This window comes from Mesorhizobium sp. CO1-1-11 (assembly GCF_020164995.1).
Lineage (GTDB): Bacteria > Pseudomonadota > Alphaproteobacteria > Rhizobiales > Rhizobiaceae > Mesorhizobium > Mesorhizobium australicum.
In genome coordinates this window covers 109,916-129,309 of record NZ_JAIUHE010000001.1, presented here as the reverse complement: position 1 = coordinate 129,309, position 19,394 = coordinate 109,916, and the positions used below count along the sequence as shown (strand labels likewise).

Below are 19,394 nucleotides of genomic sequence, written 5' to 3'. Positions count from 1 at the left end.
GAACCGGGAGGCTTAGACCATGTCCGCGCATTTCGCCCGCTCGCATCGCCACGAAGCGCTCGACCGGCTCGCCGACCGCCGGCTGCTGCGCGAACTCGCCTATATCGACGGCCACTGGACGGCAAGCGAGGCGGCCGAGAGTTTCGAGGTCACCGATCCCGCGACCGGCACCACCGTGGCCTTCGTCGCAGCGCTCGATGCCGGCCAGACGACAAAAGCCATCGACGCCGCCGCGCGCGCCTTTCCGGCCTGGCGGGCGCTGCTGCCGCAGGAGCGCTCCAAAATTCTGCGAAAATGGTTCGAGCTGATCATCGCAGCGAAAGACGACCTCGCTTTGCTCATGACGCTTGAGCAGGGCAAACCGCTCAAGGAGTCGCTTGGCGAAATCGACTACGCCGCCTCTTTCATCGAGTGGTATGCCGAGGAAGCAAAACGCCTCAACGCCGAGAGCGTCACCAGCCATCTGCCGAACGCGGAAATGATGGTGCGGCGCGAACCGCTCGGTGTCGTCGGCGTGGTCACGCCGTGGAATTTTCCTTCGGCGATGCTGACCCGCAAGGCAGCCGCCGCACTTGCCGCCGGCTGCACCATCGTTGCGCACCCGTCTTCTGAGACACCACTTTCGGCGCTGGCGCTGGCCGAACTCGGCGAACGCGCCGGACTGCCGGCCGGCGTTTTCAACATCGTCACCGGCAAGGCCGCGACGATCGTTGGGCGCATGTGCGAAGATGCGCGCGTGCGCGCCATGAGTTTTACCGGCTCGACCGAGATCGGCCGGCTGATCGCCGCCCAAAGCGCGCCGACGATGAAGCGGCTGGTGATGGAGCTTGGTGGTCACGCGCCGCTGATCGTCTTTGCCGATGCCGATCTCAGCAAAGCGGTGACCATTGCCATCGACGCCAAATTCGCCACATCAGGCCAGGACTGCCTTGCGGCCAACCGCATCTATGTCCAGCGTCTGCTCTATGACCGCTTCTGCGCCGCTTTCGCCAAGCGCGTCGAGGCGCTGCGGGCCGGCAATGGCTTGGCCGATGACATCGACATCGGGCCGCTGATGCATGAGCGCGCCGTCAAGAAGGTCGAGGAACAGGTCGCCGACGCCGTGGTCCTCGGCGCGCGTTGCCTCGCCGGCGGCAAGCGCCATCAGGCCGGACCGCTCTTCTACCAGCCGACGCTGCTGGCCGATGTCGCCGACGACGCGCTGATCATGCGCGAAGAGACCTTTGGTCCGGTCGCCTCCGTCACGCCTTTCGACAGCGAGGACGAAGTCATCGCACGCGCCAATGCGACCGAATATGGCCTGGTCGCCTATGTGGTGACCGAGAACGGCGCGCTCCAGCAGCGCATGGGCCGCGCGCTTGACTACGGCATGGTCGCCATCAACCGTGTGAAGATCACCGGCGCGCCGATCCCGTTCGGTGGCGTCAAGCAGTCCGGCATCGGCCGCGAAGGTTCGCGCCACGGGCTAGAAGCTTTCACCGACCTCAAATACCTTTGCCTGGATGTGGCGTAGGCTCGCACCCGGATCTCTTTCAAGGAGTTAAAAAATGCTCGACCAATCCAACGAACTCGCCGCATGGGATCGCGACCATTTCTTCCATCCCTCAACGCATATGGGCACGCACGCACGCGGTGAATCGCCGACGCGGATCATGGCCGGCGGTGAAGGCGTCACCGTCTGGGACAACAATGGCAGGAAGAGCATCGATGCCTTCGCCGGCCTCTATTGCGTCAATGTCGGCTATGGCCGCCAGAAGATATCAGATGCCATCGCGACCCAGGCGAAGAACCTGGCCTATTACCACGCCTATGTCGGGCACGGCACCGAGGCGTCGATCACGCTCGCCAAGATGATCATCGACCGCGCGCCGAAAGGCATGTCGAGGGTCTATTTCGGCCTCTCCGGTTCGGATGCCAACGAAACCAACATCAAGCTGATCTGGTACTACAACAATGTGCTGGGGCGGCCGGAGAAGAAGAAGATCATCTCGCGCTGGCGCGGCTATCACGGCTCGGGTGTCATGACGGGCTCGCTGACCGGGCTGGACCTCTTCCACAATGCCTTCGACCTGCCGCGCGCGCCGATCCTGCACACCGAGGCGCCCTACTATTTCCGCCGCGCCGACCGCTCGATGAGCGAGGAGCAGTTCTCGCAGCATTGCGCCGACAAGCTCGAGGAGATGATCCTCGCCGAAGGGCCCGAAACCGTCGCCGCCTTCATCGGCGAGCCGATCCTCGGCACCGGCGGCATCGTGCCGCCGCCCGCCGGCTATTGGGAAAAGATCCAGGCGGTGCTGAAGAAGTATGATGTGCTCCTGGTCGCCGACGAGGTGGTGACGGGCTTCGGCCGGCTGGGCACCATGTTCGGCTCCGACCATTACGGCATGAAGCCCGACCTTATCACCATCGCCAAGGGCCTGACCTCGGCCTATGCGCCGCTGTCGGGCGTCATCGTGGCCGACAAGATGTGGCAGGTGCTGGTGCAAGGCTCCGACAAGCTCGGCTCGCTCGGCCATGGCTGGACCTATTCGGCGCATCCGATCTGCGTTGCCGCCGGCGTCGCCAATCTCGAACTGATCGATGAGATGGACCTGGTGCGGAATGCCGGCGAGACCGGCGCTTATTTCCGTGCCGAACTGGCCAAGGCCGTCGGGGGTCACAAACACGTCGGTGAGGTGCGCGGCGACGGCATGCTGGCGGCAGTGGAATTCGTCAAAGACCGTGACGACCGTGTCTTCTTCGATGCTTCGCTGAAGATCGGGCCGCAAATTGCCACGGCCCTTGCCGCGAGCGGCGTCATCGGCCGCGCCATGCCGCAGGGCGACATTCTTGGCTTCGCGCCGCCGTTGTGCCTGACCCGAGAGGAAGCCGACATCGTGGTGGCCAAGACCGCCGATGCCGTGAACAGCGTATTTGCCAATCTCTGAGACGACCGATGAATGTCATGACCAAAACCCTCCCCGCCACCATGGCCGCCGTGCTGCTCACCGGGCACGGCGGACCGGAAAAGCTCGTCTACCGAACCGATGTGAAAGTGCCCGCGCCTGCGTCAGGGGAAGTACTGGTGAAAGTCACCGCTTGCGGCATGAACAATACCGATGTCTGGGTGCGCCAGGGCGCCTATGGCACTGAAGAGGACGCGGCCGCCGTTTCGACTTGGCGCCGCCAGGGCAACACGCTGACCTTCCCGCGCATCCAGGGCACCGACACTGTCGGCACCATCGTTGCCGTCGGCGAAGGCGTTTCGTCGGATCGAATCGGCGAACGGGTGATGGTCGATTTCTCCATCTACAACCGCGACGACGATTCCCTGGCCGACATCGACTATATGGGCCATGGCCGCGACGGCGGCTATGCCGAGTATCAGACCGTGCCGGCCGACAACGCGCATGTTGTCGACACCATTTTGAGCGACGTCGAACTCGCCACCTTCTGCTGCGCCTATCTCACCGGCGAACAGATGCTGGAACGGGCCAACCTCAAGGCAGGCGAGCGGGTGCTGGTCACCGGCGCGTCGGGCGGCGTCGGCTCCGGCATCGTGCAACTGGCGCGGGCGCGCGGCGCCATTCCCTATGCCGTCGTCGGCAAGGGCAAGGAACAGGCGGTGCTCGACATCGGCGCCGAGGCGGTCGTCACCCGTGGCGTCGCGGACCTGCCGCAAGCCGTGAGCGAGGCGACCGGCGGCCAGCCGATCGATGTGGTCGCCGATCTCGTTGGCGGCGCGATCTTCAACGATCTGCTGCGCATCCTGAGGCCCGAGGGCCGCTACACGACCGCCGGCGCGATCGCAGGTCCGGTCGTCCAGCTCGATCTCAGGACCATGTATCTGAAACAGTTGCAGCTGCACGGCTCGAGCCAGGGCTCGCGCGCCGACTTCCGCCGCATCGTTCGCTATATCGAAGAGGGCAAGATCCGGCCGCTTGTCGGCGGCGTCTACAAACTCTCCGATTTCCACCACGCGCAGGCCGATTTCGTCGCCAAGGATTTCGTTGGCAAGCTGGTGGTGGTGCCCGACGCCGTCGCGAGGTGACCTGCCGAAACCTGCATTTCGCCTGAAGCTCCCCTCGCCTGCTGCCGCCACAATCGGAATGGCTTGCAGACCAGCCGGTAAGCCGCCACAAACGGTGACGCCCGCCGCGCCGTCGGCCCGGGCATACGGTCACGGATACAGGCGAGACATGACAGCCCGAATGATACTGCTCGACGCCAAGCCGCTTGGCATCGAGGATGTCGCCGAGATCGCGCGGCGCAATGCGCGGCTGATGTTGGGCGAGGAGGCGATGCGCCGCATCCGGGCGAGCCGCACGCTCATCGAGCAGCTGACGCAACTCGGCAAGCCGATGTACGGCGTCACCACTGGCCTCGGCGCCTGTGTCGACACGCCGCTCGCGCAGGCCGATCTGATCGCCTTCCAGCACAGCGTGCCGCTCAGCCACAGCATGGGCATCGGCCCGGCCCTTCCGACCGAGGCAGTCCGCGCGCTGATGGCCGCGCGCATTTCGGGCATGGCCGCCGGCGGCACCGGCACTTCCGAACGCGTGGTGGTGGGCCTTGTGGCGGCACTCAACGCCGGCGTCCATCCGGTGATCCCGACCTGGGGATCGATCGGAGCGGCGGACCTTGCCCATCTCGGCCACATGGCGCGAGCGCTGCGCGGCGACGGCGAGACGGAGTTCCAGGGCAGGATCATGCCGTCGGCCGAGGCGCTCGCGCTCGCCGGGCTCGAACGGCTCGACCTGCGCGAGAAGGACGGCCATGCCATCATCGTCGCCAACAGCCTGTCGACCGGCACGGCTTGCCTCTGCCTGGAGGATGTCGCCCACCTCATCGGCTGGTCGCTGGCCGCGGTGGCACTCAATCACGAAGCGTTCCGCTCGTCACTCACCGCCATCGATGAAGCTGCGCTGTCGGCGCGACCGGCGTTCGGCCAGCGGGAGATCGGGGCGCGGCTGCGGGCGGAACTCGCTGGAAGCGGGCTCTGGAGGGAGAACGCCGCGCGGCGGCTCCAGGATCCGCTCAGCTATCGTTGCGTGCCGCAGGTGTGGGGCGGCCTGTTGCATGCGTTCGAACAGGCGAAGCTGGCAACGGAGATCGAACTGGCCCATTCCGGCGACAACCCGGTGATCCTACCCGAGGACGGACGCGTCGTCTCGAACGGCAATTTCGACCTCACCGCGATGACGCTGGCCTGGGAGCAGCTCGGCCAGGCGCTTGCGCATTGCGCCGTGGGCACCGCCAATCGCTGCATGAAGCTGATGTCGCCGACGGTGGCGGAACTGCCGCGCTTCCTGTCGGCCAGGGGCGGCAGCCGCCAAGGCTACGCCGAATTGCAGAAACCGCTTGCCGCGCTGGAGGCCGAGATCCGGCATCTGGCCAACCCGATGTCGCTCAGCCCGCTTGCCGTATCGGACGGGATCGAGGACCAGTCGTCGATGGCACCACGGGTGGTGGCCAAGACAGCCGAGATTGTCGAACGCCTGCGCTATCTCGTGGCGATGGAGCTGATCTTCGCGGCGACGGGCGTGGAGTTGCGCGGCGTCGTCGACAGTATGGGCGAAGGACCACGGCGCACCTACGCCGCCGTGCGTGCGCTCGTCAGCCCGCTCGACGACGACCGCGAGATGAGCGCGGATATGACGCGGGTCGCCCGGATGGTGGCTGGTCCCCGAGACTGAGTTCCGGCTTATCGCTGGAAAGGTCCCCTGAGATTGAGGTTCTCGGCCAGAAGGCAGAAGCGGTCGATCAACCGGACAAGGTCTTCGCCCTGCTCGGCGACAACGGCGCCTCGCTCGGCAGGCGAGGTATCGGAGAGAGCCTTCCACAACCGGCCTTGCCGATCGCAGAGATCCGCCAGATCGGAACATTCGCTGGCGGTCAGTTTCAAGAGGTGGCCGGAGGTCACCGGTCCAATGCCTGGAGGCGTGGTTGCTCCAAGGGAAAGATAGGCCGGCGGCACGCTGCCTTTTGCGTTCGTCACCGACTTTCGGCAGATGACATCGAAAATCTGGTCGACGGCCTGCTTGGCGCCGGCGACGCGCGAGGGATGATCCGTATCGGCTGCCGCATGCGGCAGAAGCTCGAGTTTTCCGCTGTGCTTCTCGACGAGGCCCAGATAGGGCAGCATCGGTCCGGAAAGGCGACCGGTCGCGGCATCCTTGAACAGGTCGGCATCGACCGCAGCATGACGCACCCTGCCCGAGGACAAGGCTTCGCCGAGGGCCGCAACGTCGACAAGCTCGCCGCGATCGTAGTTGACCAGCACCGCGCCTTTGTTCACGCGCGACAGGACATCCGCGCCGATGAGCCCGGCATTGGCGTAGCGGCCGGTCTGCGCATCCTGCTTGCCCAGGCCGACATGAACACTCAACACATCGGCACCATCAGCCGCATCGAGGAGGTCCGCCGCATAGACAAAGCCTTCGGCCTCTATCCAGTCCCGATGCCGGGGCCGTGCGTGGATCACCACGCGCATGCCGAAGGCCCGGGCAAGTTTGGCCACCTCCCTGCCGATATTGCCGTAGCCGACGATCGCGATCGTCTTGCCTTCGAGCTTTTCGGTCGGGAAATCGCGCAGCTCCCTGCCGGTGTCGAAGGCGCCGCGCGCCACCCGGTTGTGAAGCAAGTCAACCGGGAGATCCGGCAGCACTTTCAGGATCGCCTTCATCACCATCTGCGCCGTGGCGCGGCTGTTGATGCCGGGCGTATTCATCAGCACGGCCGTACCGCCTTCGCCGCTGCCGCCGCCCCAGGAGTGCGAACCCATATTGCCGGTGCCGGTGCCGATGCGGACGCCGGCGAGCGGAAAGACGGTTTCGGCGGGCAGGAAGGTCGCGGCGGCAATGACGGCATCATAGCGTCCATCGCCGGCGACTTCGATCAGCTCTTCGCGGGTGCTGAGGTCCGGCTGATAGAAGAAATGCACGCGGCCAGATTCGAGAGCGGCCTTGTCGCCAAGCGCAGCCGTATGAAAGCGGCCGCCCTTGGCTTCGATATGCGCACGCACCTCCGACGGGTCGGGCTTTCCGTCGGCGTCGAAGCGCAGGCCGATCAGATCGCAGACCAGCACGGTGTAGGCGCGTTGCGGATCGACCGGTTCAACGGCGCGGGTGTCGGCATTTGCGATCACGTCGGTTTCCTTCGTGCAAGAGCGGAGTCCTGCTGGTCCGGCAGGCTTTGAATAATCAGAACCTATCCGCCGGGAACGGCGCGAGATCGATCACCGGCGGCAGACCAGCGGCGAGTTGCGACACGATCTTGCCGGTTTCAGGTACAGTGCGATGCCGCCATTGGTCCCTTGAACGGGCAGGTCGGACGCGCGTAAAATCGCGCTATCTGATTGAGTCTGCTACATTCGTTCGGGCTAATGTCCGGATTGGTCTGGTATTTCCTTGCACACTGATGCGACCAGCGCTGCCAAGCGCGGCAAATCATTTGCCCATGTGGCGGAAGCCTCCTGGGGCAAGGGCCTCAGCACCTTGCTGCGCATCGTGCGCATGACGCTGCGCCATCCCTGGCAGGTTGCCATCACCCTCATCTCGACCTTTATCGCGGCGACGCTGCAGCTTTTCATTCCGCGTCTCCTGGGGCGCGCCATCGACCAGGCGCAAGGGGTGATGGCGGCGGGCGCCGGCACCGCGGCCGAGCGGGCGCTGTGGAATACGGCACTGACGCTGTTGGTCGTCAGCATCCTGCGCGGCCTCTTCACCATGGCGCAGAATTACTATGGCGAAGCCGTCGGCCACCGGACAGGCTATGAGCTGCGGCTCGCCTTCTACGAGAAGATCCAGCGGCTGAGCTTTTCCTTCCACGACAAGGTCCATACCGGCGATCTCATCACCCTCGGGCTGCTCGACCTCGACGGCGTGCGCATGTTCTTTTCGACCGGTATCCTGCGCGTGGTGCTGCTTGGCGTCCTGATCGGTGTCGGCGCCTATCTGTTGATCAGCACCGATCTCGTGCTCGGATTGTTGAGCCTCAGCTTCGTGCCATTTGTTGCCTGGCGCTCGTCAGTGACGCAGCTCCGACTGCGCAGCACCTGGCTGACGCTGCAGGAGCGACTGTCGGTGCTGAGCCGGGTGATGGACGAGAATCTCGGCGGCATCCGTGTCGTGCGCGCCTTCGCAGCTCAACGGCATGAGCTGGCAAAATTCGACCGTGCCAAACGGGACGCACTGGACCTCGCCAATGAGCGTGTCGACATCCGCGTCTCGAACACCAGCGCCATGAATTTTTCCTTCCTTGCCGCCATGGGCCTGGTGCTGTGGTTCGGCGGCCAGAAGGTGATCGCGGGTCAGATCAGCGTCGGCACGCTGGCCCAGTTCCTCACCTTCATGACCATATTGCAGATGCCGGTGCGCCAGCTCGGCCTGATGGTCAACTCCTTCGCGCGCGCCTCGACCTGCGGCACGCGGCTGTTCGAACTGCTCGACGCTGAGCTCGACATCGAGGACGCGCCCGACGCCAGGGAGCTCGTCATCGCCGAGGGCGTGCTGCGCTTCGACAATGTCGGTTTTCGCTATCAGGGCGCGGGCGAGCGTCCGACGCTTTCCGGCGTTTCCTTCGAAGCAAGGCCCGGCGAGACCGTCGGCATCGTCGGGCCGCCAGGCAGCGGCAAGTCGACCATCGCGCACCTGATCCCGCGCTTCTACGACGTGACCTCGGGCGCGATCACCATCGACGGACAGGACATCCGCAAGGTCACGCTGCAATCGCTGCGCAAGGCGGTCGGCGTCGTGCAGCAGGATGCGTTCCTGTTCACGACCTCGATCGAAAACAACATCGCCTACGGCAATCCCTGGGCGCGCGAGACCCGCATCGGCCAGGCCGCCGAATATGCCCAGCTGCACAATTACATCATCGGGCTTCCGGCCGGCTACACCACGGTCGTGGGGGAACGCGGCGCCTCGCTTTCCGGCGGCCAGCGGCAGCGCCTGACCATCGCGCGCAGCCTGATGCTAAGACCATCGGTGCTGGTCTTCGACGATTCCACGGCCGCGGTCGACGCCGGCACCGAGCAGCGGATCCGGGCGGCGATGAAGCGCTTCGCCAGGGATCGCGTGACGCTCATCATTTCGCATCGGCTGAGTTCGCTGATGCATGCCGACCAGATCCTGTTCGTCGAGGGCGGCCGGATCGTGGAGCGCGGCACGCATGAGGAATTGGTGGCGCTCGGCGGACGCTACCGCGCGCTTTATGACCTGCAGTTGCGCCCGGACGACGATCGGCTCGAGGGAGCCGCCTGATGTCGACACAGGACGACGAGAAGGAAGACACAAGCCGACGCCCGACCAAGGCCGTCGTCGGCTCGCACCGCGATGAGGAAGAGGTCTTCGGCAAGGCCTACGATCCGCGCATCGTCAGGCGCATCTGGAGCTTCGTCAGACCATATCGGGGCCGGATCTTCATCTCGGTCGCGGCGGTGCTGGTGTTCACGCTGACGCAGTTGGCGATCCCGCTGGTCATCCGCTACGCCATCGATCACGGCATGGCGCCAGGCAGGCTCGACCGTTCGGTGATGATCACCGCGATCGCCGCTTTTGCCGTGATCATCCTCATCAACTACGCCGCCAGCCATGTCCAGGAGAGCGTCGTCGGCAAGGTGGCGGAGAACGTGCTGTCCGACCTGCGCCGCGCCATGTTCAGCCACCTGCAGCGTGTCTCTCTGGGCTTCATGGACAAGACCGAGGTCGGCCGGCTGATGTCGCGCCTGCAGGGCGACGTCAATTCGATGCAGGAATTCCTCGAGACGTCCGTGATGTCGGTTGGCGACATCGTGCTTCTGTTCGGCATCGTCACCGTCCTGCTGTGGTTGGACTTCCGGCTCGGGCTGCTGACGCTGTCGACCATGCCGGCGCTGTTCATCGTGCGCCTGTTCTGGCTGCCGCGCGCCAAGGTCGCCTTCATGGCCGCGCACGAGACCAACTCCATCGCCAACGGGGCGCTGGCCGAAGGCATCCATGGCGTGCGTACGGTGCAGAGCCTGGAACGCCAGCACGTCAATTTCGATCTCTATGACGAGAAGGTGCTGGCCAATCTCAACGCCCATCTGCGGTCGGCGAGATATGCGCAGGTGATGGTGCCGATCGTCGACACACTGACGGGCATCGCCATGGCGACCGTGATCGTCGTCGGCGGGTCGATGGTGCTGTCGCACAGTCTCGATATCGGCGTGATGGTGGCGTTCCTGTTCTACATCCAGCGCTTCTTCGACCCGATCCGCTCGCTCACCATGCAATACAGCGTCATGCAGCGCGCCATGGCGTCAGGCCAGCGCATTTCCGAAGTGCTCGACGTGCCCGTGGATGTCAGCGACAAGGAAAATGCGGTGGCGCTGTCGCGCGACATGGACGGTTCGGTCGAGTTCCGGAATGTCACCTTCGGCTACCGGCCGAACCAGCCGGTGCTGAAGAACATCTCGTTCCGCGTCAATCCGGGCGAGACGGTCGCGCTTGTCGGGCCGACCGGATCAGGCAAGTCGAGTTCGATGGCGCTGGTGCACCGCTTCTACGATGTCTGGTCGGGTGAGGTCCTGGTCGGCGGCCATGACGTGCGCGACCTGACGCAGGATTCGCTCGGCGATCAGGTAGCCATGGTGCTGCAGGAGCCGTTCCTGTTCTCCGGCACGGTGCTGGAGAACATCCGCTATCACAAGACCAGCGCCAGCCGCGAAGAGGTGGTCCGCGCAGCACAAGCCGTCGGCGCGCACCACTTCATCGAGCAACTGCCTGACGGCTACGACACCGAACTCGAGCAGCGCGGCGGCAATCTCTCGCTCGGCCAGCGCCAGCTTATCAGCTTCGCGCGGGCGCTGGTGGCCGACGCCAAGATCCTGGTGCTCGACGAAGCCACCGCCAGCATCGATTCCTACACCGAGATGCTGATCCAGAAGGCATTGGTCAAGCTGCTCGAAGGGCGCACCGGGTTGGTCATCGCGCACCGGCTGGCGACCATAAGGGGCGCCGACCGCATCATCGTGCTGCAGAATGGCGAGATCGTCGAAAGCGGCAACCATGAACAGTTGATGAAGAGAAAAGGTCTTTACGCCCGCCTCTACAACATGAACTACGCTTCCTTCGACGACATTTCCGAGGAAGACATGGGAATGGACGCTTCGGTCGGCAAAGCGACGTGAGCCGGTGCTGGCAAGGTGCGAGCCGACGGATTGCCTGATGCCTCCGACAAGACCTATTTGCGAGATCCCCTGACGTGGCCGCTAACTTGAACGCCGTCTTCGGCGCGCAGGTACAGGAAGCCCGGAATCGAGAGCAGCGGGATGATCGCGGTCAGCAGGAACACCTGGTGAAAGCGTTCCGGCGTGAGGAGATGGCTTTCGCCCGCAATCAGGCCCAGCAGCATGGCGGCGATCGAGACGCCAAGCGACACGCTGAGCTGCTGCAGCACACCGCCAAGGCTAGTGGCGCGGCTGAGCTTGTCGGCCGGAAGATCGGCGTAGGACAGGGTGTTGGATGTCATGAACTGCGCCGAGCGGACGATGCCGAACAGAAAGACATAGAAACCGATTAGCCAATGCGGCGTATCGGGACCCATCAGGGCGAAGCCCGCCACGGTGGCGGAGCCGACGAGCGCGCTGCCGACCAGCACCACACCGAAGCCAAAGCGCTGCAGCAGCGGCGACAGCAGCGGCCGCATGAGCAGCGCCCCAAAGCTGCCGACGAATGTCAGCGAGCCTGATGTGACCGGGCTCATGCCGAAGCCGACCTGCAGCATCAGCGGCACCAGGAAAGGCACGCCGTTGAGACCGACGCGGCACAGGCCGCCCGCCAGCGTGCCGACCCAGAACGAGCGGAACCGAAACAGCGTCAGGTCGACAGCCGGCGCCACGACGCGGCGTGCATAGCGCCCGAAGGCAAGCAGCAGCAACGCGGCCGCGGCCAACACCAGCACCGTCGCGGACCCGGGAATGACCGGCCGGCCGATATTCTCCAGCCCGAACTGCAGTAGTGCCACGCCAAACCCCACCATCAGGAAGCCCGGGACATCGAAATGCTGCACCGCCTCGCCATGGAAGTCGTCGACGAAGCGCAGCGCGGCCACGATACCTAGGCAGCCGAACGGCACGTTGACATAGAATATCCAGCGCCACGACGCGTAGGTGGTCAGCAGGCCGCCGAGCAGCGGCCCGATGACCGGCCCCATGATGGCCGGCAGGGTCATATAGGTCATGGCGGTGATCAGGCCGCTGCGCGGAAAGCTGCGCAGCAGGATCAGCCGGCCGACCGGCGTCATCATGGCGCCGCCCAGCCCCTGCAGGGCACGCATCGCCAGCAGCATGCCGAAACTGTCGGCCATGCCGCACAGCGCCGAGCCAAGGGTGAAGGTGAAAAGCGCCAGTGCGAACACCCTGCGCGCGCCGAACCTGTCGGCAAACCAGCCGCTGACCGGGATGAACACGGCGAGCGTCAATATGTAGGTGGTGATCGCAAGGTTCAGCCGGACCGGCGTCGTGTCGAGACTTTGCGCTATTGCCGGGATCGCGGTGGTGATGATGGTGGAATCGAGCTGCTCCATCAAAAACGCGATGGCGACGATGATCGGAATGATCAGCCGCAGCCTCGGGTCGCGCTCGGTGGCAAATTGAGGCTGTTCCAATGCTCTGGTCAATTCCGTCATGCAGATGGCTTCTATCGGCCAAAGTGGCTTGTCCCGGTTCAAAGGCAAGATTGCCTTGCCGGCCAGCCGGGCCTGATCACAGGCCCTCTTGTGATCCGGCAAATCGGCGAGCGGTAGTCATTTCCGCTTCGCTGGAAGTCAACAAATCTTGACCAGCACCACGAGTGCCGCGGACAAACACTGCCCATTTCAGCGAGCGCCGTCCCGATTTCGTGAAGGAACGTGTGCAGCGAGGCGGGCGTTCTTTCCCATATGTCTCGAATGGCAAGGAGACATGCTGATGAGAAAGCGACGCGTATTCCTCGGCTCCCTCGTGGTGCTGTTGGCCGCGAGCGCCGTCCCGTTTGCCGCTGTGGCCGATGCCGCCGTCACCAGGCACCATTATGTCCGCGTCAACGCCGCCCATAATGACCACGCGCACGCCGCGAACCGCGGACGCGGCCACCGTGACGGTTGGGTCGGCAGGGGCTGGACCGGCGAGAATTCGGCCGACAATAACGACTGGATGGACAGCTACTACAATGGCTACGGCAGTTACCGGGGCCGTGCCGACGACTTCTGTGGAACCATCCAGTGGACGCTCGGCCTGTGCGGTCCCCACGGCCCCTAACGCCTGACCGCCGGAGCCGACGAAGGTTGCTGGCATCACGCCATTTCGGGACGTCTCGACGCCTCGCGAATCGCCTTGTGCACGCCGCGCTGCAAATCCATGAAGGCCGGCGTTTCCATCACTTCTTCCCGGCGCGGGCGTTCGATGTCGACGTTGAAGGTCTGCATGATGCGTCCCGGGCCGATCCCCATGACGACGATGCGGTCCGATAGATAAACGGCCTCCTCCACGTCATGCGTGACGAACAGCACCGTGAGCCGGTGCTCCTCCCAGATCTGGGTCAGCAGTTCCTGCATCTGGTGTCGGGTCAAGGCATCGAGCGCGCCGAAGGGTTCGTCCATCAGCAGCATTTTGGGGCGATAGGAGAGAGCGCGCGCGATGGCGACGCGCTGCTTCATGCCGCCCGACAGTTCGGACGGGAAGCGATCGGCGCTTTGCGTGAGCTTGACGAGGTCGAGATGCTCGAGCGCGATCTCGCGGCAGGCGGCGCGATCATAGCCGGCGGCCTTGAGAGCAAACTCGATGTTCTGCCGCGCCGTCAGCCAGGGGAGCAGCGTATAGGACTGGAAGACAACACCACGGTCGAGGCCCGGCTGCAGGATCGGCGCGCCATCGATGCTGAGATCGCCGGCGTCGAAATCCTGCAGTCCAGCGACGATCGACAGCAGCGTGCTCTTGCCGCAGCCCGACGTGCCGACGAGGGAGACGAACTCGTTGTCGGCGAGGTCGAGATTGATGTCCCGCAGCACTTGCGTGCGCCGCTCGCCGGTGCCGAAGCTCTTGTCGAGACCCGCGATGCGCAATTTGGGAACAGTCACCGGCGGTTCCTCATTGCTGGTGGCCTTCCTGCCGAAACAGCACCTTCTCCAGGGCCTTCATGACCTGATCGGTGATGAGGCCAAGCACGCCAAGCAGCAGGATGTAGCCGATGATGGTGTTTGTCTGGAAATAGCGCTGCGACACGGTGATGCGATAGCCGAGGCCGGATGTCGCCGCGACGAGCTCGGCCAGCACCAGCCAGGTCCATGCCCAGCCGAGGCTGATGCGCAGCGTGTCCCAGATGCCCGGCAAGGCGCTGGGAACGACGATGCGCGTCAGGATCTTGCGGTCCGGCAGGCCGAGCGTGCGCCCAAGGCCGATGAAGTCGGCGGGAACCCGTTTCACATTGTCCATGATCATCAGCACCTGCTGGAAGAAAGTGCCGATGAAGATGATCAGGAATTTCTGGGTATCTCCGGTGCCGGCCCACAGGATGGAGAGCGGCACGAAGGCGACAACCGGCATGTAGCGGATGAAATCGACCAGCGGCTCGATGGCCGCCTCCCAGGAACGGAAACTGCCGATCAGCACGCCGATCGGTATGGACAGTGCCGAGGCGAGGAGGAAGCCGATGGAAATGCGGTACATCGAAGCCCTGAGGTCGAGCCACAAGGTGCCGTCGGCGGCGAGCTTGGCGATCTGGGTCGCAACGCTGCCCGGCGACGGCAGGAAGATGGGTTTCACCCATCCCAGCCCGGTCGCTGCCCACCAGGCAAGGCCAAGGCCAACAAAGACGGCCACCGCTATCGCAAGGAAACGCGACCGGGCGATGGGCACGCCGATCCCGGAGGATCGGCGTCGCCTTGCCTGTGTTGCGGCGGGCGCTCGTGCCGGGCGGGCCAAGCCGGTTTTCGCGGGAGGCTCCCCGGACATCCGCGTTACCACCGCGATCCGGATCTCGTCACTGCGCCGCCTTGACGAAGGACGGATCGATCATCTGCTCCGGCGTCACATCGGCCTGCAGAAGCTTGGCGTTCTTGGCGGCCGCTTCGACATCGGCGAATGTCTTGGTGGTAAACTCGCCGGTGAGCGCCGTCTTGTTTTCGGCGAGCGAATAGTAGCGCACCCCGTCGAAAGCGGTGTTGAGGTCCTTGACGTCGGAACCGACCGCCTTGGCGATGATGGCGCGGCCGCCGGCGGTGTCGGCGTTATAATCCTTGAGCGCGGCGTCCCAGCTCTTGATCATGGCCAGCACCTGGCCGGGTCGCGATTTGATCACCTCGTCACGCACCACCAGCACGTCGCTGATCAGGCCGGGATCCTCGCCGGCGGTGAACAGCAGCTTGACGTCCTTGTTCTGCGCCATGGCGACAGTGAGGTACGGCTCGTAGGTGACCGCGACCGGCACCTGGCCCGCGATCAGGGCGCCGCCGGCGTCGGCGGCAGGCATCGGAACCGGCTGGATATCGGCGACCGACATGCCGTTCCTGGCGAGCGCGTATTTGAGCAGGATGTCGCTCGTCGTGCCTTCCTCGAAAGCGACCTGCTTGCCCTTGAGATCGGCGACGGAGGTGACATCCTTGCCTGCGACGATGGCGTCGGCGGTCATGGAGACATCGAGCAGCAGCACGATCTTCACCGGCAGACCGGCCGCAACCATGCCCATCGCCGTGTGGGTGGCGATGTTGGCGGCGTCGAGCTGGCCGCTTGCGAGCGCCGCGTTGATGTCCTTGTCCTCGGCGAAATTGACGATCTGGACGTCCGACAGACCGTTTGTCTTGAACAGTCCCTTGGCCTCGGCGACGTGCCATTGACCATATCCAAGCCAGGGCTCGATGCCTATCTTGAACGATCCAGCTTCAGGTGTCGTCGGGATGGCAGCATCGGCTGCGTGGGCCACCGGGGCGGTGGCGAGCCCGATCGCGGCGGCCATCACGAGCGCGCGAAATTGTCCTGCTAGGTTAAGCGTCATCTTTCGTTCCCCTTGATGATCAGACCGCTTTTTACCCAGGCATCCGGTCTGGTGAGACTGCGGGGTTCTGCTCTTGCGGCACTGTGCCTCGGCGTCTTGCCCGCCACTTCATGGTTGAAGCGCTGACATATTTCAGCGGCAGCGGCAGCGGATGTCAAGGCTGAAATACATACATGCATATACAAGTTGGAGAGACTCAAATTTCAGGTTGATCCAGCTCGGCGGCTTGCATTGGCCCGTCGCCTTCAGCTCGCTCCCGTCGCCTTCAGCTCGCTTTGGAAGGCGAGTAGCGGCTGCCGAGCGAGTAGCGGCTGCCGGCATAGGTCAGCTTGCTGATCGTGGCCACGATGGCCCCCGTCCATGTCCGGCGATGCAGGAGAAGGCAGCAACTGCCGACATCGATGCCGAGATGCTGTGCGGCCTCCTTATCGGCCGGGATGGCGGAGATGATATGCTCGACCTCGGTCACCGGCGTCTTCTGCATCAGGTAGTCATAGGTCGCTGTCTTGGTGAAGTCCTGCTTGTCGTAGTCGGGGATCAGGCCCGGATTGACGAAACGCTCCTCCAGTTGCACCGGCAAGTCGTTCTCGAAATTGACGACGACGGAGTGATAGATCGGAACCCGCTTCGCAAACTCGAACGACAGTGCCAATTCCTTGCTCGGCATCATCGTTTCGAGAACGAGGACTTCGGAGCGGTGGCTGTTGCCGCGCTCGACGATCTCCGCCGCGATATTGTTGATCTCGATCAGCGTCGACTGCGGCCGGGGCGGCGCGATGAATGTTCCCACACCCTGCAGCCGGATCAGGAATCCCGCCGAGGTCAGCTCCCGCAGAGCCCGGTGGACCGTCATCCGCGACACGCCCAGTGACGCCACCAGCTCGTTCTCGGACGGCAGCTTGCGGTCCTTGCCCCACCGGCCCGTCCCAATATTGGTCAGGATATAGTCCTTCACCTTCTCGTAGAGGGGGCTTGCCGTGTCGGGCAAATCGATCATTTCAAAAATCCTTTCCGGCAGGTTGCCGCATGCGGATGATTGTTTTCAAGCCATCGCTGCTTCCCGCCAACAGCCGCTCATAGGCGGCTGGGATGTCGTCCAGACCGATCTCGCAATCGACCAGGGCCAGCAGCGGTTCACTCAGCTCACCCAGCATCCGGACAGCGTCGGGCAATTCGTCCGCGAAAGCATGGCAGCCGAGCAACGCGATCTCGCGTTCGACAAGAACATTGGGGTCGATGTCGAGGCGGCCATGGAAGATGCCGACCATCGCTATCGCACCACCAGGATCGAGAACGCCGAGCAACTGGCTGAACGCCGCGATGCTGCCGGTCGCCTCGATGGCCGCCAGCAACGGGACATTGGCGGTCGCGGCTGCAATGGCCTCGCGGTCGAGATCGACGATCGTGGCGCCCGTCACCCGCGCCACGCGGGCGCAGCGCGCCTGGTTGCGGTCGGCGACAAGCACCGTGCCGGCGAAGGTTCGCGAAAGCAACAGCGCGGCAAGACCGCCGATCGGCCCGCAGCCGATGACCAGAACCGAACCTGCCGTCTTCGGCAGACGCCGCACCGCGTGCAGCGCGACGGCAAGCGGCTCGGCCATCGCCGCGACGCTCTCGTCAAGGCTCGCATCGATGACATGCAGCAGACGTGCGGGCAACACCGCCTGTTCGGCAAAGCCGCCATCGCAGATTTCGCCGACGAAGCCCAGCGCAGCGCAGAGATGCCGCTTGCCGGCACGGCATTGCGCGCAGTCTCCGCACCAGAAACGGGAATCGGCGACGACCCTGTCGCCGACGGCAATGGTATCGACGCCCTCGCCCAGCGCGATCACCGTGCCGGTCAACTCGTGGCCCGCCGTCGAGGGCGCCCGGCTTATCCATTGGCCGGTGCGGAAATTGTGCAGGTCCGAACCGCAGATGCCGGCGGCATCGACCCTGAGCTTTACCCAGCCGGCATCCGGAATACCCGGCGCGGCGATGTCCTCGACGCGCAGGTCGCCCGGTCCATAAAGTCGTGCCGCCTTCATCGCGATCGTCTCCGCTCAGCCGGCGAGATAGCGGTCGCGGATTTCCGAGACCGCGTTTTCGTGCGAGCTGAAGCCTTCGTAGCGGGCGAGCCTGCGGGCATGCTGCGCCAGTTCCGGATACGCGGCCGAGGTGACATAGCCGACCGAAGAGCGCTTGACGAAATCCGTCACCGAAAGCGGCCCGTAGGTTCGCGCCCAGCGGCTGGTCGGCAGCACCGCATTCGGCCCGAGGACGAAGTTGGCGATGGTTACCGGCGTATGCGGGCCCATGAGGATTTCGGCCGCCTCGGTGATGTGGCCGAGATGCGCGAACGGCTCCTTCGACAGGATTTCCAGATGTTCGGGCGCGTAGTCGTTGATGAAGCGATAGCTATCCTCCAGCGACGCCGTCAGCACGATGCCGCCGCGCTTTCCGGTCAGCACCGCGCGCGAGAATTCCACACGCTGTTCGGTCATCCGCGACCAGTGGTCGGGAAGTGCAGCAAGGGCTGCCTCGGCGACCTTTCGGCTGTGCGTCACCAGATAGGCTGAAGAATCCGGCCCGTGCTCGGCTTCGATCAGCAGGTCGAGCGCGGCAAGGCCTCCGTCGACGCTGTCGTCGGCAAAGATGATGGCCTCCGACGGTCCGGCCGGCAGGCCCGTATTGATCATTGAGGACAGCACGCTCTTGGCCGCCACCACCCAGGGGCTGCCCGGGCCGACGATCTTGAGCGCCGGCTTAACCGTCTCGGTGCCGTAGGCGACGGCGGCAACGGCTTGCGCGCCGCCGCATTTATAGACGGTTTCGACGCCGGCAAGGCGAGCGGCGACCAGCGTGGCCGCGTCCACCGAACCATCCGAAGTTGGCGGCGTCACGATCGCGATCCGCGGCACGCCGGCAATCACAGCCGGAACCGACGTCATCATCGTCACCGATGGAAAGGCGCCCTTGCCGCGCGGCACGTAGAGCGCGACCGATGCGATGGGCGTATACCGGTCGCCGGCATAGGCGCCCGGCCGGATCTCCTTGAGCCACATGGTCTCCGGCTTCTGCTCCTCATGAAAATGCCTGATATTCTCGATGCCGAACCTGATGCTCTCCACGACTTCCTTCTCGACCTTGTCGAAGGCCGCATCGAACTCCGCTTCCGACACTTTCAGTCCGCCTTCCCTCACATTGGCCTTGTCGAACTCCCTGGCGAAACGGATCAGGGCGGCGTCACCCTCTTCCCTGACGGCCTGGATGATCGGGCGGACCTTTTCGACGAAGGCCGACAGATCGCCTTCGGCGCGTTTCAGCAGACCGGCCCGTTGCGTGGTATTGAGGGATGACAGATCGTGGAAGCTGATGTCGGACATGGGTGCTCCTTCTGTTCAGAGCAATGCGCCGGCCGGTCACATTGCGGAAGACTTTGTT

At 64.3% G+C, this 19,394-nt stretch carries 15 protein-coding genes; 7 read left to right on the top strand and 8 right to left on the bottom strand.

What is annotated here, in order from left to right; translation table 11 throughout:
* Positions 1-19 precede the first annotated feature (19 nt).
* The 4 genes from LB554_RS00665 (at position 20) to hutH (ending at position 5,675) form a co-directional block, all read left to right on the top strand.
* The gene (locus LB554_RS00665) at positions 20-1,513 is read left to right on the top strand and encodes an NAD-dependent succinate-semialdehyde dehydrogenase (protein ID WP_224582679.1); all 1,494 of its coding nucleotides are present in this window, start codon (positions 20-22) and stop codon (positions 1,511-1,513) included.
* 34 nt (positions 1,514-1,547) lie between these two features.
* The gene (locus LB554_RS00660; RefSeq protein WP_224582677.1) at positions 1,548-2,927 is read left to right on the top strand and encodes an aspartate aminotransferase family protein; all 1,380 of its coding nucleotides are present in this window, start codon (positions 1,548-1,550) and stop codon (positions 2,925-2,927) included.
* Positions 2,928-2,935: 8 nt separating this feature from the next.
* The gene (locus tag LB554_RS00655; protein WP_224582675.1) at positions 2,936-4,030 is read left to right on the top strand and encodes an alcohol dehydrogenase family protein; all 1,095 of its coding nucleotides are present in this window, start codon (positions 2,936-2,938) and stop codon (positions 4,028-4,030) included.
* A gap of 148 nt (positions 4,031-4,178) precedes the next feature.
* A complete protein-coding gene (gene hutH / locus LB554_RS00650) occupies positions 4,179-5,675 on the top strand; it encodes a histidine ammonia-lyase (protein WP_224582672.1) in 1,497 nt (498 codons plus the stop codon).
* Between the two features lie 8 nt (positions 5,676-5,683).
* On the opposite strand, the gene LB554_RS00645 is transcribed toward hutH, so the two are convergent.
* Positions 5,684-7,126, bottom strand: a complete 1,443-nt coding sequence (locus tag LB554_RS00645; protein ID WP_224582670.1) for an NAD(P)-dependent oxidoreductase — start codon at positions 7,124-7,126, stop codon at positions 5,684-5,686.
* 262 nt (positions 7,127-7,388) lie between these two features.
* Between LB554_RS00645 and LB554_RS00640 the strand changes: the two genes are divergently transcribed.
* A complete protein-coding gene (locus LB554_RS00640; protein WP_224582668.1) occupies positions 7,389-9,242 on the top strand; it encodes an ABC transporter ATP-binding protein in 1,854 nt (617 codons plus the stop codon).
* A complete protein-coding gene (locus LB554_RS00635; protein ID WP_224582665.1) occupies positions 9,242-11,131 on the top strand; it encodes an ABC transporter ATP-binding protein in 1,890 nt (629 codons plus the stop codon). The genes LB554_RS00640 and LB554_RS00635 overlap by 1 nt, the downstream gene beginning before the upstream one ends.
* Positions 11,132-11,184: 53 nt before the next feature.
* On the opposite strand, the gene LB554_RS00630 is transcribed toward LB554_RS00635, so the two are convergent.
* Positions 11,185-12,630, bottom strand: a complete 1,446-nt coding sequence (locus tag LB554_RS00630; protein WP_224582663.1) for a DHA2 family efflux MFS transporter permease subunit — start codon at positions 12,628-12,630, stop codon at positions 11,185-11,187.
* A 280-nt stretch (positions 12,631-12,910) separates the two neighbouring features.
* On the opposite strand from LB554_RS00630, the gene LB554_RS00625 reads away from it, so the two are divergent.
* Complete coding sequence (locus LB554_RS00625; RefSeq protein WP_224582661.1) at positions 12,911-13,240, top strand: hypothetical protein; 330 nt, start codon at positions 12,911-12,913, stop codon at positions 13,238-13,240.
* 35 nt (positions 13,241-13,275) lie between these two features.
* Here LB554_RS00625 and LB554_RS00620 read toward each other — a convergent pair whose 3' ends face one another.
* The 6 genes from LB554_RS00620 to hisD form a co-directional block, all read right to left on the bottom strand.
* Positions 13,276-14,058 carry an ABC transporter ATP-binding protein gene (locus LB554_RS00620; protein WP_015319092.1) on the bottom strand — a complete coding sequence of 261 codons (783 nt, stop codon included), beginning with the start codon at positions 14,056-14,058 and terminating at the stop codon, positions 13,276-13,278.
* 10 nt (positions 14,059-14,068) lie between these two features.
* Entirely contained in the window at positions 14,069-14,932 is an 864-nt protein-coding gene (locus LB554_RS00615; protein WP_041163526.1) for an ABC transporter permease, read from the bottom strand.
* A gap of 28 nt (positions 14,933-14,960) precedes the next feature.
* Entirely contained in the window at positions 14,961-15,971 is a 1,011-nt protein-coding gene (locus tag LB554_RS00610; protein WP_015319094.1) for an ABC transporter substrate-binding protein, read from the bottom strand.
* Between the two features lie 265 nt (positions 15,972-16,236).
* Entirely contained in the window at positions 16,237-16,968 is a 732-nt protein-coding gene (gene hutC / locus LB554_RS00605) for a histidine utilization repressor (RefSeq protein ID WP_224582658.1), read from the bottom strand.
* A 1-nt stretch (position 16,969) separates the two neighbouring features.
* Complete coding sequence (locus tag LB554_RS00600) at positions 16,970-17,998, bottom strand: zinc-dependent alcohol dehydrogenase (RefSeq protein ID WP_224582657.1); 1,029 nt, start codon at positions 17,996-17,998, stop codon at positions 16,970-16,972.
* A gap of 15 nt (positions 17,999-18,013) precedes the next feature.
* On the bottom strand, positions 18,014-19,336 hold the full coding sequence (gene hisD, locus LB554_RS00595) for a histidinol dehydrogenase (protein WP_224582655.1): 1,323 nt from the start codon (positions 19,334-19,336) through the stop codon (positions 18,014-18,016).
* Positions 19,337-19,394: the final 58 nt, after the last annotated feature.

What these genes read in the sequence shown, in the direction of transcription:
- LB554_RS00635 (WP_224582665.1), top strand. Translation starts at nt 9,242, where the DNA reads ATGTCGACACAGGACGACGAGAAGGAAGACACAAGCCGACGCCCGACC.
- LB554_RS00660 (WP_224582677.1), top strand. Translation starts at nt 1,548, where the DNA reads ATGCTCGACCAATCCAACGAACTCGCCGCATGGGATCGCGACCATTTC.
- hisD (WP_224582655.1), bottom strand. Translation starts at nt 19,336, where the DNA reads ATGTCCGACATCAGCTTCCACGATCTGTCATCCCTCAATACCACGCAA.
- LB554_RS00655 (WP_224582675.1), top strand. Translation starts at nt 2,936, where the DNA reads ATGAATGTCATGACCAAAACCCTCCCCGCCACCATGGCCGCCGTGCTG.
- LB554_RS00610 (WP_015319094.1), bottom strand. Translation starts at nt 15,971, where the DNA reads ATGACGCTTAACCTAGCAGGACAATTTCGCGCGCTCGTGATGGCCGCC.
- LB554_RS00630 (WP_224582663.1), bottom strand. Translation starts at nt 12,630, where the DNA reads ATGACGGAATTGACCAGAGCATTGGAACAGCCTCAATTTGCCACCGAG.
- LB554_RS00665 (WP_224582679.1), top strand. Translation starts at nt 20, where the DNA reads ATGTCCGCGCATTTCGCCCGCTCGCATCGCCACGAAGCGCTCGACCGG.
- hutC (WP_224582658.1), bottom strand. Translation starts at nt 16,968, where the DNA reads ATGATCGATTTGCCCGACACGGCAAGCCCCCTCTACGAGAAGGTGAAG.
- LB554_RS00625 (WP_224582661.1), top strand. Translation starts at nt 12,911, where the DNA reads ATGAGAAAGCGACGCGTATTCCTCGGCTCCCTCGTGGTGCTGTTGGCC.
- hutH (WP_224582672.1), top strand. Translation starts at nt 4,179, where the DNA reads ATGACAGCCCGAATGATACTGCTCGACGCCAAGCCGCTTGGCATCGAG.
- LB554_RS00615 (WP_041163526.1), bottom strand. Translation starts at nt 14,932, where the DNA reads ATGTCCGGGGAGCCTCCCGCGAAAACCGGCTTGGCCCGCCCGGCACGA.
- LB554_RS00600 (WP_224582657.1), bottom strand. Translation starts at nt 17,998, where the DNA reads ATGAAGGCGGCACGACTTTATGGACCGGGCGACCTGCGCGTCGAGGAC.